Source organism: Erwinia sp. 198, assembly GCF_003937915.1.
Classification (GTDB): domain Bacteria; phylum Pseudomonadota; class Gammaproteobacteria; order Enterobacterales; family Enterobacteriaceae; genus Erwinia; species Erwinia aeris.
This window is the reverse complement of the sequence record NZ_RHUM01000003.1, coordinates 278008-295604: the sequence shown is the minus strand read 5'-3', so window position 1 is coordinate 295604 and position 17597 is coordinate 278008. Positions and strand designations below refer to the sequence as shown.

Below are 17597 nucleotides of genomic sequence, written 5' to 3'. Positions count from 1 at the left end.
CCGTGCAGGCGCTGGCAGCGGGCACCGCGACCATTACCGCTACCGTTACCGATGCGGCAGGCGCGGCGGCAACCACCACGCATGATTTCACCGTACCAGCTTTTGGCATCGGCAGTATTAGCGTCAATGCACCGGGCGGCGACGGCTATCTTGGTATTAATGAAGCGCAGTCCGATCTCACCGTTTCCGGTTCTTCAGCCGACCTTCCTGCCGGCACGGTCATCCGGGTATCGCTGGGCGGGCGCGAATACACTGCCACCGTGGCGGCAGACGGCAGCTGGAGCGCCACCATTCCCGCTGCCGATTTGCAACAGCTGTCGCAGGGACAAAATCTGATTATTGCTTCAGCCACGCTGGCGGACGGCACCGTAGTACAGAATGGCTCTGCCGCTTCGCTTAACGTTGTTACCACAGAACCGAACGCCGGGCTTAATGTGCCCTTCGGCGACAGCGTCATCAGCGGCAGTGAAGCGGGCGCCGAACAGACGCTGACCGGCAACACCGGCGTGGCGGGCGCCGGCCAGTCGGTCACTGCGACAATAGGCGGCACGGACTATACCGGCACGGTCAATAACGACGGCAGCTGGAGCGTGACGCTGCCGGTAGGCTCGCTGCAAAACCTGCCGCAGGGCAGTAACGATATCACCGTAGTGATTACCGATCCGGCAGGCAACAGCAGCACCTCGACCACGCCGATAAACGTAGCGACCGCCGCGCCAGTTCTCACCGTTACGCCACCGGATGCGACGCTGAATCAGAACGATGTGACCCAGCCGCTGCTCCTGAGCGGCGTCAGCGCTGACAGTCAGAGCGTCGCCGTCACGCTGAACGGCGTGACCTACAGCACCACCGTTAACCCGGACGGCAGCTGGAACGTCAATATTCCGGCTTCCGATCTGCAACAGCTTGTCGATGGGGATTATACGCTGGGCGTGGTGGCGACCGACGGTTATGGCAACAGCACCACGCAAAATATTCCGCTGGCCGTGGACGCCACGCCACCGACGGCGACGGTTAACCCATTGGGCGGCGACGGCTATGTTAACGCGGGTGAAGTCGGTCAACCGCTGGTTATCACCGGCGCTACCCAGCCGGGCAACACGGTGCTGGTGCGTTTTGACAGCGTTGACGTGCCCGCCACAGTCGATCCGGCTACCGGTGCCTGGACGGCGACGTTAAGCCCGGACAGCCAGGCCGCCATTGCTGACGGCACCTACGTCGTCACCGTCGTTACCACCGATGCGGCCGGTAACGCCAGTGAGACCTATACCACTGTAACCTATGCAACCACTACGCCGGGCGTGACGGTTGACCCACTCACCGCCGACGGCTCGCTGAACAGCGCAGAAGTTACGGTCGATCAGGTGCTGACCGGCACGGCCACTAACGTCGCCGTAGGCAGCCCCGTCACGCTCACGCTGGCGGATGGCACCGTCTTTACCGGCAGTATTGAACCTGGCGGCAGCTGGAATATTACACTGCCTGCGGCCACGCTCACGGCGCTGGCTAACGGTACGCAAAACTATACCGTTAGCGTCAGCGATGCAGCGGGCAATACCGGCAACGCCACCGGCAGTTTTGCGGTGGCCGTCGATAACACCGTGGCCTCGCTGGCTATTGCGCCGGTCAGCGGCGATAACGCTATTAACGCGACGGAAGCGCAGGCGGATCTGGTTATCAGCGGCAGCAGCGCCGGCCTTGCCGCCGCCACGCCGCTGACAGTTACCTTTAACGGCGTGGATTACGCTTCTGCGGTCAATCCGGACGGCAGCTGGACGGCGACCGTGCCTGCCGCCGCGCTGACCGGCATCGCCAACGGTAGCTACGCCGTTACCGTGACGGGCACGGATGCGAACAGCAATCCCATTGCCAGCAGTAGCGACGTAAACGTGCGCACTTCTTTCCCGACAGAAATCATCCTTAACTCGCCGTTTGGCGACGGCGTGCTGAACGCAGCTGAAAGCACGGCGGCGCAAACGCTGACGGGCAATACCGGCGTCAACTTCCCGGATCAGGCGGTAACGGTAACCGTTGACGGCGTAAGTTATCCCGCTACCGTTGATACCCTTACCGGCAGCTGGAGCGTGGCGCTGCTGCCTCCGGCGCTGGCATCGCTACAGGACGGCACCGCAGATATTGTCGTTACGGTTACGGATTCGCTGGGCAATACGGCCAGCTCCACCACGCCGATCGTGGTTGATACTGCCGCACCAGCGTTGGACGTTGCCATTCCTGGCGATAACGGCGTGATTAACGCGCAGGCGCAGAATCAGCCGCTGATCGTGAGCGGCACGGCGGAAGCGGGCAGCAATCTCAGCGTAGTACTGGCGGGCGTCACTTATTTGACCGGCGCGGATGCAGACGGTAACTGGAGCCTGGCGATTTCGCCTTCTGCGCTGCAGTCGCTGCCGGACGGTAAATACGATATTACCGTGACCGCTACGGATGCGGGCGGCAACCAGACCGCCTCATTGACGCCGGTAACTCTGGATACTGCGACGCCTGCACTGACCATCGCGCCGGTTTCCGGCGACGGCTATCTGAACGCGGCGGAACACGACGCCGCGCTCAGCGTAGCGGGTACAGCCGATGCGGGATCGACGATTGTCGTTACGCTTAATAATGTTACCTATAACGCCGTGTCTGACGCCAACGGCAGCTGGAGCGTCAGCGTGCCTGCTGCCGACGTCAATGCGCTGACGGACGGCACCTATGCGGTGAGCGTGCAGGCCACGGACAGCGCGGGCAACGCTACGTCGAGCCTGCAACCGCTGACGGTGGTGGCGGGCACGCAGCCGACGATCGCCGTAGACGCCTTCACCGGCGACGGCGTGCTGGACGGCGCGGAGCAGGATCTCAACCAGCTGGTCACCGGTACCACGACCGACGTCCAGGCAGGCCAGCTCGTTACGCTGACCATGAACGGCGCACAGTATACCGGTACCGTGCAGGCGGACGGCAGCTACAGCGTGCTGGTGCCGGCTACGGCCTATTACGGGCTGGCCAACGGCACGCAAACCTTTACCGTTGATGTGGCTGATGTCGCGGGCAATCCGGCCACGGCGACCAGCGGCTATACCATCGATAATACCTTTAGCTCAATTGCTATTGGCGTCATTAGCGACGATAACGCCATCAACGCCGCCGAAGCGCAAAACCCGCTGGTGATCCACGGCAGCACCCGTTTTGTGACCTTTGGCGCGCGCATCCTGGTGCGCTTTAACAATGCGGATTATGAAACCACCGCCAATAATGACGGCAGCTGGAGCGTGACCGTTCCGGCCAGCGCGCTGAGCGGCCTGCCTAACGGCAACCAGACGATCACCGCGACGGCGACCGACGTTAACGGCAATCAGATCACCACCACGCAGAGTCTGGATTCCGCCATTAATCCAGACTTTACCGTGACGCTGAACGAGCCGTTTATCGATGGTGCGCTGAACGGCACGGAGGCGCTCAGCGACCAGCCTCTCTCCGGCTCGACCGGCATTACCGGCAGCGGCCAGGCCGTTAGCGTGGTGCTGAACGGCATCACCTACACGGCAAGCGTGGACACGGACGGCAACTGGTCGGTCACGCTGCCCAATGCGGTGCTGCAAGGTCTGCCGCAGGGCGATAACACGCTGACCGTGACGGCCACCGATCCGGCAGGCAATACTTCTTCACTAACCAATACCTTTACCGTAGATACCTCAACGCCGACGCTGACGCTGAATGCGCTGGCGGAAGATAACCGCCTGAGCCTGGCGGAGCAGGGGCAGGCGCTGACGGTAACGGGCGACGGCGCGCCGGGCAACGTGGTCACGCTGGTGCTGAACGACACCACCTATACCGCGACGGTGGCCGGCACCGGTAGCTGGAGCATTGAGCTGCCGGCGGCAGCGCTGCTGGCGTTAACCGACGGCAGCTATCCTGTTTCGGTCAGCGTGGTTGATGCGGCAGGCAACGTCTCTGCGCTGACCCGTACGCTGGATGTGGATCTGACGCCACCGGCGGTGACGGTGAACCCTGTCTCCGGCGATGGCTATCTTAATGCTGCCGACACCAGCCAGCCGCTGGTGGTTAGCGGCACCGGCGAAACCGGCAACACTATTGCCGTCGAGCTGAACGGTACCGTTTACAATACTATTGTTGGTGCTAACGGTCAGTGGACGCTGACTGTGCCAAACACAGCGGTGAATACGCTGGCGGAAGGTAACTATACGCTGACCGTTACCGCCAGCGATGCGGCCGGCAACGTGACTACCGCCGGCACGCCGCTGGTGGTGGATACCAGCGCGCCGGTTATTGCCGTTGACGATCTGACCGCTAACAATATTATCGACGGCGCGGAACAGCAGACCGATCAGCTACTCAGCGGGACGGTAACCAATGCGGAAGTGGGGCAAACGGTCACCGTAACGCTTAACGGCACCGATTACGTGACCACGGTGCAAACGGGCGGCGGCTGGCAGGTGGCGATACCGGCCGCCGACCTGAGCGCGCTGGCGAACGGCACGCAAACGCTCAACGTCACCGTGGCCGATCTGGCAGGCAACAGCAGCACCGTTGCCAAAACCTTTACCGTCGACAGTACGCTCAGCAGCGTGGCGTTCGATCCGCTCAGCGGCGACGGCTATCTGAATGCGTCTGAAGCGCAGACGGATCTAACCGTTACCGGCTCTACGGCGAACGTGGCGGCTGGCAGCACGGTCACCTTTACGCTCGGCGGCCAAACCTACACCGGCACCGTAGCGGCAAACGGCAGCTGGACGGCCACCGTTCCGGCAGCAGATTTGCAGGCGCTGGCAGAAGGGCCGCAAACCGCGACGGCCAGCGCGATCGCGCAAAACGGCAATACCGTGACCAGCGAAAACACGCTGAACGTGTACGTCGATCGCGTGCCGGATCCGACGCTGCAAACGCCGTTTATTGACGGCACCCTGACCGGCCAGGAAGCGGGCATCACGCAGACGCTGACCGGCACCACGGGGCAGGAAGGCGTTGGTCAGACCGTAACGGTCAACATCGGCGGCACCGATTATGCCGCCACCGTTAACAGTTCTGGCGTCTGGACGCTGGATCTGGCGCCAGCCGTGCTTCAGGCGCTGCCGCAGGGACAGTCTGCGGTGACGGTGACGGTCACCGACGTGGCAGGCAACGTTTCCGCCATTACGCCAGCGCCCGTTATTACCGTGGCCACCGCGCTGCCAACGCTGACGCTGGATCCGGTCGCAGGCGGCGATAACATTATCAACGCCGCCGAGCAGGGCGCAGCGCTGGCTGTCAGCGGCACGGGTACGGCTGACAATGACGTTACCGTTACGCTCAACGGCGTAACCTATACCACCACGGTGAACGCGGACGGCAGCTGGAGCCTGAGCGTTCCGGCAACCGATCTGGCGGCGCTGGCCGATGGGCCTTACGCGCTCCAGGTCAGCACCAGCGATGCCTTCGGCAACACCGCTACGCAAAATCTGGGTCTCTCCGTTGATACCGCGACGCCAGCCTTTACGGTGGATCCGGTCACCGGCGATAACACTATTGACCGCGTCGAGCAGGGCCAGGCGCAGAACATTACCGGTAGCGGCAGCGAAGGCGATACTATCTCCGTTACGCTGGGCGGCGATACCTATACCACTACCGTCGGCGCTGGCGGACAGTGGACGATTAGTGTACCGGCCAGCTCGCTGGCTAACCTTACGGAAGGCGATAACACGCTGACCGTAACGGCGACCTCGCCGGCGGGCAACGTCAACAGCCAGGACACCACGCTGACGCTGGATACGGCGGTAGACGTGACGCTGATTATCAATGCCGTTTCCGGCGATGATTTAATCAATGCCGCCGAAGCCGCCCAGGGCTTTACCGTAACCGGCAGCGTGCCTGATGACACCAGCACGGTAGTCGTAAGCTTTAACGGCACGGATTATCCGGCGACCGTGGGCGCAAACGGCCTGTGGAGCGCGGCGATCCCGGCAGCGGCGCTGGCGGGCGTAGCGGACGGTGATTACACCCTGACCGTCACCGCCTCGCCTGCCAGCGGCGGCAGCCTTGCGCTGCCTCACGCCATTACCATTGATACCGCTGCGCCAGTTCTGACCGTCGCGGCTATCGCTGAAGACAACTTCCTGAACGCCGCCGAACAGGGTCAGCCGCTGGCTATTACCGGCACCGGCGACGCGGGCGACAGCGTGCGCGTGGCGCTGAACGGCAGCGTCTATACCGCGACCGTAGACGGCGACGGCAGCTGGACGGTTACCGTTCCCGCGACGGCGACCATTGCGTTAACCGGCGGCAGCTATCCTGTCACCGTTACCGCGACGGATGCGGCAGGCAATGCCGTCACGCAAACCAGCGCGCTGGTTGTGGATGTCAGCACGCCTGTGCTGACGGTTAATCCGCTGAGCGGCGACGGTATCCTGAACGCCGAAGAGCAGGCGCAGCCGCTGACCGTTAGCGGCACGGCCGAGAACGGCTCAACCGTTACCGTCACGCTGGAGGGCACGGACTACACCGCCACGGCAGGCGCTAACGGCCAGTGGTCGCTGGCTATTCCGGCTGCGGATCTGGCCGGGTTGGCCAACGGCGACTACACGCTGACCGTAGCGACCGCCGACGCGGCAGGCAACGTGACAGCTCAGGAAAGCACGCTGACGGTCGTGGCCGATGCCGCTACGCTGCCAACGCTGACGCTGGACAATGTTGCGGGCAACAACGTGCTGGACGGCGCAGAGCAGCAGGTCAGCCAGACAATCAGCGGCACCACTACTAACGTCCAGGCGGGCCAGGTTGTGACCGTGACGCTGAACGGCTCGGTTTTCAGTGGCCTGGTGCAGGACAGCGGCGCGTGGAGCGTCACTGTTCCTGCTGCGGTACTGGCGGATCTGCCTGCGGGCACGCAGACCTATAGCGTTTCCGTGGGCGATGCGGCGGGCAATGGGGTGACGGCAAGCGGAAGCTTCGATGTTAATACTGATATCAGCTCGGTAGCCATTAATCCGCTCAGCGATGACGGCTACCTGAACGCCTCGGAGGCGCAGGGCGATCTGACCGTGAGCGGTGCGGTTTCTAACGTGCCGGAAGGCAATACCGTGACGGTGACCCTGAATGGCATCGACTACACCACCACGGTAACGACGGGCGGTACGTGGAGCCTGACGGTACCGGCGGCGGATCTGGCGGCACTGCCTGAAGGCCCGGTGACCGTCAGCGCCAGCGTGCCGGACGTGGACGGCAACGCCGTAACCAACGATGCGACGCTGAACGTGGCGACTACGCTGCCGACGCTGGCTATCGAAACGCCGTTTACCGACGGCACGCTGAATGCGGGCGAGGCGGGAACGGCACAAACGCTGACCGGCACTACCGGACTCACGGGCGACGGCCAGAACGTCAGCATCGCCATTAACGGCAGCACCTATGCCGGCACCGTTGACGGCGATGGCAACTGGCGCATCGTTTTGTCGCCGGAAGTGCTACAGGCGCTGCCGCAGGGCGATACCCTGGCGACCGTTGCCGTCAGCGATGCGGCAGGCAACTCGGCAGCTTCTCCGCTGACGTTGAGCGTGAACACGCTGCCACCTGCGGTTGCCGTTAACGCTATCGCTGGCGACAACATTCTTAACGCGGCGGAACAGGGCAGCGATCTGCCCGTTAGCGGCACAGGTGAAGCTAATGCCGCTATCGTGGTGACGCTGAACGGCATCGACTACACCACCACGGCGGGCACGGACGGCCAGTGGACGGTAACGGTGCCGGCAGCCGATCTGGCCGCGCTGGCGGACGGCAGCTATGTGATCACCACTACCGTGACCGATCCGGCAGGCAACAGCGCGACCGCTGACAGCCCGCTGACGGTTAAAGCCAGCGCGGCCGCGCTGCCAACCCTTTCTGTCGATCCTTTCACCGGCAATGATACGCTTAACGGCGCCGAACAGCAGACTACGCAATATCTCAGCGGTACGACCACTAACGTTGAGGCAGGGCAGCAGCTGACCGCAACGCTTAACGGCGTGGCTTACACCACCCGCGTGCTGGCCAGCGGCGCATGGCGCGTAGCAATCCCTTCTTCCGCGCTGTCGACGCTGGCTGACGGCACGGCAACCTTCAGCGTGGCGGTCAGCGACGCGGCAGGCAATCCGATCACCGTCGGTCATGATGTAACCGTGGACAGCACGGCGGCGGGCATCAGCCTCGATCCGCTCAGCACAGACGGCTACCTGAACGCTGCGGAAGCTCAGGATGCGCTGATTGTTACCGGTACCACTACCGGCCTTGCGCAGGGCGCGCCGGTGACCGTCACCTTTAACGGGCAAACTTTTACCGGCGTGGTCGGCACCGGCGGCACCTGGAACGCCGTGATCCCGGCCGCCTCGCTGGCCGGCCTGGCGGATGGCGCTAACACGCTAACCGTTACCGCGACCGACGCCAGCGGCGCCACGGCCACCGGCACCGCTACGCTGAACGTACAGGTCAACGATTTGCCTGCGGTCGCCGCGGATACGCCATTTAACGGCGGCGTGCTGAACGGCGCACAGGCGGCGACGGATCAGACGCTGACCGGCTCCTCTGGCGTAACGGGCGACGGACAAACTGTTGCCGTGGTGGTGGGCGATACCACCTATACCGGCACGGTAGACGCGGACGGCAACTGGAGCGTCACTATCCCGACCGCTGAACTTCAGGCGCTGCCACAGGGCGCAAACGCGCTACAGGTTACCGTAGCCGACGCGGCCGGCAACGCCAGCACGGTACCGGTGCCGGTCACAGTGGATACCGTCGCGCCGACCCTGACGCTTAATCCGTTGGCGGGCGACGGCGTGGTTAACGGTAGCGAAGCAGCGGCGGATATTACCGTCAGCGGCGGCAGCACCGGCGCGGAAGAAGGCCAGCTGGTCACGGTTTCGCTGAACGGCCAGACTTACACCACCGCCATTGCGGCGGACGGCAGCTGGAGCCTTGTGCTGCCGGCCGGCCTGCTCCAGACGTCGCCGGACGGCACTTATCCTGTTACCGTTTCCCTTAGCGACGCGGCGGGCAACACGGCCTCAACCGCTGCCGATATCACGCTGTCGACCGTGGCGCTACAGCCAACGCTGGATACGCCATTTATCGACAGCTACATCAACTTTACCGAGTCGCAGAGCGATCGGACGCTGAGCGGTACGTCCGGCGCGACCGGCGCAGGCCAGACCGTAACGGTCAACATTGCCGGCACGGACTACGCCGCTACGGTGGATAACGCCGGCAACTGGACGCTGCCGGTCAGCAGCGCTACGCTACAGGCGCTGGGCGAAGGCGTTCAGGGCATCACCGTGACCGCCACGGACGCCATCGGCAATACGGGCACCGCGACGACTTCTGTTAGCGTTGATCTGACTGCGCCAACGCTAACGGTTAATCCGGTCGCGGGTGACAATATTATCAACGCGGCGGAAAGCGTAGGGCCGGTAACCATTACGGGTACCGCTTCAGCCAGCGAAGCAGGCCAGCTGGTGACCGTCACCTTTAATGGCGTCGCCTATCAACAGTCGGTGCAGGACGACGGTAACTGGACGGTCAATCTGCCCGCCAGCGTCACTCAGGGCATTGCGGACGGGACTTATCCAGTGAGCGTCAGCCTGACCGATGCGGCGGGCAACGTCTCTACTCAGGCGCTGACGGTTGTCGTCGACGCCAGTCTGGCGAGCCAGCCGACCGTAGCGCTGGATGCCATCAGCGGCGACAACTACCTTAATCAGAGTGAAGCGGGCGCGGATCTGGCCGTTACCGGCACTAGCACCAACGTGACGGCCGGGCAGACCGTGACCGTCACGCTTAACGGCGTAGCCTATACGGCGCTGGTGCAGGCGGACGGCAGCTGGTCCGCAACGGTTCCGGCAGCCGATCTCGGCGCATTGCCTGACGGCGCGCAAACGCTGACCGCCACGGTCGCCGATGTGGCGGGCAACACGGGCAGCAATTTCGCTGAGTTTACCGTGGTTGCCCAGGCGGCCAGTCTGCCAACTATTTCTGTCGATCCGGTCACCAGCGACGATGTGGTCAATAATCAGGAAGCGCAGAGCGATGCCCTGATCACCGGCTCCAGCCAGCGCATCCCGGAAGGCGGCACCGTGACGGTGACGCTGAACGGCGCGACCTATACCGGCACCGTTGACGCCGACGGCAACTGGAGCGCTACCGTGCCAGCGGCTGCGCTACAGGCGCTAACGCCGGGCGCCAATACGCTGATCGCCAGCGGCAGCGACGTGGCGGGCAACGTGGCGACGACAACGGATAACTTTACCGTTGATACCACCGCGCCGGCGCTGAACGTGGCGTTAAGCGCGGGCGTGGATAACGTGCTGAATGCGGCGGAAGCGGCGGCCGGGCTGGTTGTCAGCGGCACCACCGATGCGGGCCTGCCGGTGAGCATTACCCTTAACGACAAGGTGTACGCGACCACGGCAGATGCGGACGGCAACTGGAGCCTGACTATCGGCAGCGGCGATCTGACAGCGCTGGGCGACGGTACGACTCCGCTCAGCGTGGCGGTAACCGACGCCAGCGGTAACGTCGCTACCAGCGTCATTACCCTGACCGTAGCGGTGAATACGCTGCCGACGCTGACGCTGAATACGCCGTTCATCGATGGCCTGGTTAACGCGACCGAAGCGGCAGCGGAACAGACGCTGACCGGCACGGCGACCAATCTTGCCGTCGGCACGGCGGTAACGGTCACGCTTGGCGATCAAACCTTTACTGGCGCGGTCAATGCGGACGGCACCTGGAGCGCCGCCGTGCCGGCAGGTACGCTTGCCGACCTGGCCGACGGGCTCTATCAGCTGACGGTCGCCAGCGCCGACGCGGCGGGCAACCCGGCGACGGCCGAAGCCAGCGTTGAGGTGCTGGCCACCACGCTGCCGACGGCCGCAATCAATACGCCGTTTATTGACGGCCTGCTCAACGCTTCCGAAGCGGGCGTCGAGCAGCTGATTAACGGTACCACCGGCATTACCGGCGCGGGCCAGACGGTTACGCTGAATATTGACGGCAACGCCATTGCTACTACGGTTGACGACAACGGCAACTGGACGGCCACGCTGACGCCTGCGCTGGCGGCCACGCTGGGCAACGGCGAACACACCATTAACGTGACGGTTGCCGATCTGGCGGGCAACAGCAGCACCGATTCGCTGGCCTATACTGCTATCGTTACCGGTCTGCCGACGCCGACGCTGACCCAGCCTTTCGTCGATGGCGTATTGAACGCTGCCGAGGCGGCAGCGGGCCAGACGCTGGTGGGCACTACCGGCATTACCGGTGCGCAAACCGTTAGCGTTGATATCAACGGCACCGCTTACCAGGCAAGCGTCGATCCGGCTACGGGGGACTGGACGCTGCCTCTGGAGGCTGGCGTGCTCTCTGCGCTGCCGGACGGCACGCTGCCGATTACGGTTACGGTCACGGATGCCGTGGGCAACGTCGGGACGGCCGACGATTCAGCACTGGTCGCCGTTAACGCGCTGCCGGCGGTCACCATCGATCTGCCGTTTACCGATGGCCTGCTTAACGTGGCCGAAGCCGCCGCCACGCAGACGCTGAGCGGTAATACCGGGCTGGTCGCGGCCGGCCAGACGGTCACTGTCGCTATCGACGGCGGTACGCCGCTGACGGCGACGGTCAACGCCAACGGCAACTGGACGCTGGATCTGACGTCGGCACAGCTGACCGCGCTGGGCAGCGGCACGCATACCTTTGCGGTTACCGCGACTGATACCGCAGGCAACGCCAACACGGCCACGCTTGCTTTCGACGCGCTGCTGGCGCTGCCGCAGCCGACCATCGATTCACCGCTGTTTACCGACGATATTCTGAATATCGCCGAGGCTGGAACGGCTATTACCCTGGCCGGCACTACGGGCGTTACCGGATTAAATCAGGGCGTGCAGCTGCAAATCGACGTGGCGGGCATTACCTACACCGGTACCGTGGATGCTAACGGCAACTGGGCGGTAGCGCTGCCGGCCGGTGCGCTGAACGGGTTGGCTAACGGCGCGCACAGCGTCGACGTCACCGTGATTGATGCGGCGGGCAATATCAACACCAGTTCGCTTGGCTTCACCGCCGCGCTGACCGCGCCAACGCCAACGCTGGATGTGCCTTTTGGCGATACATATCTTAACGCGGCCGACGTGGCAGCGGGCGTGGCGCTTAGCGGCACCACCGGGCTGGCAGGCGACGGTCAGGCCGTGACGGTGACGCTGGCCGGTGCCGACTACAATGCGACGGTGGATGCGAACGGCAACTGGACGCTGCCGCTCTCTACGGCACAGCTGGAGGCGCTGGATCAGGGGCTGCAAAACTATACCGTGGTGGCGGCAGATATCGGTGGTAACACGGCGACGGCGACGGGCAGCTTTACCGTCGACACGTCCGTGCCAACCCTCGCCATCACGCCATTCACCGGCGATGGGGCGCTGAACTATCTGGAAAGCCTGACGACCCAGACGCTGAGCGGCACCACGACCGGCGCGGGCGAAGGCCAGGTAGTGACGGTCACCATCGGCACGGCGACCGTAAGCGGCGTGGTAGCCGCGGACGGTAGCTGGTCGGTTAACCTGACACCGGAAGTGCTGGCGCAGCTGGGCACCACTGGCGATACCGGCACCATCAACGCTTCGGTAGTGGATGTTGCAGGCAATACGGGCACCGCAACCGCTGCGGTCACGGTCGATCTGACGCCGCCTCCAACGCCGCTGCTGACGCTGGCACCGGTTTCCGACGACAACATCATCAACAGTACGGACGGCGCGACGCTGACGCTGACCGGAACATTCGCTAACCTGCCTGTCGACAGCGGCGGCGCGGTGACGGGAACCGTAGCCGTCAGCATCAACGGCGTGGCGCAGGCCGGGACGGCCGTGGTGAATAGCGTCGACGGCACCTGGACGCTCACCGTGCCGAACACGGCGGCGAATATCGCCGACGGTATCGCCACCGTAACCGCGACGCTGACCACCGATCAGAACACTACGCTGGAGGCAAGTAGCCAGGTACTGGTGGATCGCTCCGTGCCTGTCGTCACCCTCAACGCCTTTGCTGGCGACGACGTGCTGAACGGCGCGGAAGCGGCGGTTAACCAGATAATTAGCGGGACGGCGTCCACCAGCGAGGCGGGCAGAGCGGTAACCCTCACGCTGAACAGCAGGACCTATACGGCCATCGTTCAGGCGGACGGTAGCTGGTCTGCCACGCTTCCGTCAGGCGATTTGCAGGCTCTGGGCCAGGCGGGACAAACCCTGACCGTCACGCTGACCGATGCGGCAGGCAATACCGGCACCATTACGCGCGACTTTACCGTAGATACCGGCGCGCCGCTGATTGCGGTGGACGCGCTGGTGGAAGATAACGTGCTGAATGCTGCGGATATCCTGACCACTCAGGTAGTGACGGGCACCGCGAACGGCGCGGAAGGCCAAACTATCGGCCTCTATCTGGGCGACAACTCGCCGATCGCCACGGCGCTGGTCAATGCCGACGGCACCTTCAGCCTTGATCTGACGCCGGAGGTGCTGGGCAGCCTCACCGACGGCACGCTGGTGTTTGGTCTGCGGGTTAACGACGCCGCAGGCAACACCACCGACGCCACGCTGACGGTAAATAAAGTGGTTAACGCGGCACTGAATCTGGTGGTGGATTCCGTCTTCGGCGACGGCTTCCTGAACGCGGTGGATACCACGGTAGCGCAGACTATTACCGGCCTGGCCAGCTCCGCCGGGATTGGCGCGACCGTTTCGCTGACGCTGGGCGGCACTACGCTGACGGCGGATGTTGGACAGGATGGGCGCTTTGCGCTGATCGTGCCGCCAAGCCTGCTCGGTTTGTTAAGCGATGGCGATACCGCGCTGAACATTGTGCTGACCGATGGCGCAGGCAATACCCGCACCGTGGGTGAAACCGTCACCACCATTCTGGAAGCGCCAACCATCAGTGCCATCACCGGCCTGTTTGGCGGCGACAACCTGCTAAACATCGCTGAGGCGGCGCTGGCGCAGACGGTTGGCGGTACGATTGACGGTGCGGCCGGCTCCACGGTTACCGTGACGCTGGGCAGTAAAACCTACCAGACGACGCTTCAGGCGGGTGGCGCATGGAACGTGACTATTCCGCCGCTGGATCTGGCGGCGCTGACCACCGGCAACCAGACGCTGGGCGTCTCGGTGACCGATCCGGCGGGGAATACCTCGTCGACGTCGGCCACTATCGGCATCTTTACCGCCCAACCGTCCATCACGCTTAACCCAATCTTTGGCGACGGCATTCTGAATATTGCCGATGCGCTGGTTAACCAGACCATCAGCGGCACGGTCAATAACGTAGCGACCGGTTCGACCATTAACCTGACGCTGGGCAATTCCACCGTACAGGCGGCGGTAGGACAGAACGGCGCCTTTACCGCCACGGTCACGCCGGATATTCTCGGCACGTTGACCAGCGGCGCCCTGGCCGTGGGGGCCAGCGTTACCGATGCGGCAGGCAATACCGCTACCGCCACCGGCAATCTGGTGGCCAAGCTGACCGCGCCGGTAGTCAATATTGCGCGGCTGTTTGGTGATGGCCTGCTTAACGCGGCTGATGCGGCGCTGGGACAGACCATTGGCGGCACCGTGGCCAATGCGGAGCCGGGTTCTCGGGTGGTGGTCAACGTGGCCGGTACGCAATTTGTTACCGCTACGGCGGCGGACGGCAGCTTTAACGTGGCGCTGACGCCGACGTTATTAAAAGGGCTGCTGGACGGCAACCTCAACGTGGGCGTCAGCGTAACGGATAGCGCGGGCAACACCACTACCGCTAATGCCGGCGCAACGGTTGGCGTCAACACGCTGCCGACCGTGACGCTGAACCCGGTCTTTGGCGGCGACGGCGTACTGAACCTGGTGGAATCGCTGGTCACGCAGACCATCAGCGGGACGGCCAGCAACGTAGCGCCGGGATCGACCGTAACAATCAACCTCGGCAACACCATCGTGACGACCACGGTCGGCGCGAACGGTGCCTATAGTGCTCAGGTGTCGCCTGCTGTGCTCAGCACGCTGTTGGACGGTAATCTCACCGTGGGCGTCGCCGTCACCGATGCGGTAGGCAACACCGCCAGCGCCAGCACGGGCGTGCGGGTTGGCATCCAGACTACGCCAACCCTGACGGTCAACACGGTATTTGGGGACAGCGTGCTCAGCGCCAACGATATCAACACCGTCCAGACCATCAGCGGTATAGCCCGTAACGTTACGACTGGCTCCCTTGTAACCGTCACGCTGAACGGTAAAACCTACACGGCACCGGTTAACAGCAGCGGCGGCTGGACGCTGAACGTGCCGAAAGCCGATCTCAGCGCGCTGGCGAACGGCGTGCTGACGGTCAATGCCTCGGTAACGGATAGCTACGGCAACGTGGCGACCAATACCGGACAACTGGTTGTTATCGCGCAGACGCCGCCTTCGGTCACGATCTCCAGCATCTTTGGCGATGGCCTGCTGAGCGCTGTCGATGCGCAAACTGCCCAGACGATTACCGGTTCGTCTACCAATGCTGAAGGCTCGATCCTGAACGTGCGCGTGGGCACCTCGACGTTGACCACCACCATCGGCGCGAACGGCACCTGGAGCGTGCTGGTGCCGGCCGCGACGCTGGCCGCACTGCCGGACGGCAACGCTACGGTCACCGCCAGCGTAACCAATGCGGTAGGTAATACCGGCACCGGTTCCGATACGGCGGTGGTGAAAACCCATACGCTGCCAAGCGTGACTATTAATAACAGCACCATGTTTGGCGGCGACCACTACCTTAATCTGAGCGAGGCCAACACGCCGGCTACCATCAGTGGTACCTCGGTTAATGCGGTTGGCAGTACGGTGACGGTTAATATCGCGGGCAACCTTTACACCACAACCGTGGGCTCTACAGGCGCATGGAGCGTGACGGTGCCTTCCGCCACCCTGAAAGGCATCGCTGACGGCAGCTATACCGTCACGGCTACCGTGTCCGATGTGGTAGGCAACACCGCCACCGGCAGCAATACCTTTACGGCTATTACCCATAACCTACCGGCCATTGGCGTCGATCCGGTGCTGAGCCTGGTCAGCGTGCTGGTAACAGGGCTGACCGTGACCGGCGGCACGCTGAACCTGCCCCAGGGCACCCCGTTGAGCGTCACGCTGAACGGCACGACGCTGAACACCACCACGGATGCGCTCGGCCGCTATAGCGTAAAATTCACCGGCGGCCTGTTAACCTCTTTAAGCCTGAACTCTATCGTTACCGTAACCGCAGCGGATGTGGCAGGCAACCGCGCCACTACCAGTAACACCCTGCTGTTGGGATCGCTGCTGCCGGCTGCGGGCACCTCTTCTGCGGCGGCGGCAACGGCGCTGCTGGCGATGGCGGCGGATGAGGCTACTGCTGTCGCTGCTGCTGACACCAGCGATACCGGCAACGCCGCTGTGACTGCCGCTTCCGCGCAGGTGGCGACGGCGAACACGGCGAGTAGCGAGTCGGACAGCGCGACGGCCGGCAGTACGGCGGAAACCACTACTACGACGGATGCCACCACTCCGGCGGACGCCTCCACCGCAGCGGCTACTGGCACAACCGACAACGCCACGGCTACCACGGGCGAGTCCGCTACGGCTACGGTCATTGATGACGGCAGCTACAGCATCGGTGGGTTAATCGCGGCGCTGGCGGACGGACAGACGGTAGAAGGCGCGTCGGTCGCGGGCAGCAGCGGCGAAGATACCGTAACGCTTAATACGCTGAACTTTACGCATATTGATGGCGGCGCGGGTACCGATACGCTGGTGCTCAATGGCGAGCATATGACGCTGGATCTCACCACGCTCGGGCTGAAGGTGGAGCATATCGAAATCATCAACTTAGGGCAAAGCGGTACTAACAGCGTCAAGCTGGATCTCAACGAGGCGCTGAATATTACCGATAAACAGACCGACGATCTGATGATCAAGGGGGTAACCGGCGATCTGGTCACGCTGGCTAACGGCGACGGCGGTACCTGGGCTACCACCGCACAGCGCACGGTAGACGGGCAGGTATTCGACGTTTACCACAACTCGGCGTTGGATACTGCAAACACTCTGGGCGATGTGCTGATCCAGCATAATCTTCAGGTTCATCTGGTATAACAAAGACTTTCCTGCGCGGGCACAGTCAGGCTCGCGCAGGGCGGTTAAGGTTAAGGAGGGGTTATCATTTGTAGCGGCAGCAAAAGCGTCAGCGAAAATAAAGAATGGCGAATTTTTGTCATTTTTGCGTAAAGTGACGTTAAAGACACTAATAAGAAAAAATTGCCGTTTGGCACCACTTTCCAGATTTACGCCAGTAGTAAAGTGTGTTGTAGCGGACTAGGTTATCCACTATCCAGCGTCGACTGCTCGCCTTTTTTTGACGATAAGTTATTGAGGTAAAAAGTGGTAAGTTGGGCCGATTCTCGGTTATGGCAAAGAGTGGTACTGTTTTTTTTGCCGGCGAAATAAAATCCTCGCCTTGTCGTTAGCTTTTTTTTTGGAAATTTTTTTTACCATTAGCCTTGTTATGGATTATTTTGTAAATCCAGAAAG

The 17597-nt window shown here is 62.8% G+C and carries 1 protein-coding gene; it reads left to right on the top strand.

Going from position 1 to position 17597, the window contains the following annotated elements; all coding sequences use genetic code 11:
- The first annotated feature begins 2 nt into the window (after window positions 1-2).
- The gene (locus tag EGK14_RS06260; RefSeq protein ID WP_233598454.1) at window positions 3-17162 is read left to right on the top strand and encodes an Ig-like domain-containing protein; all 17160 of its coding nucleotides are present in this window, start codon (window positions 3-5) and stop codon (window positions 17160-17162) included.
- Window positions 17163-17597: the final 435 nt, after the last annotated feature.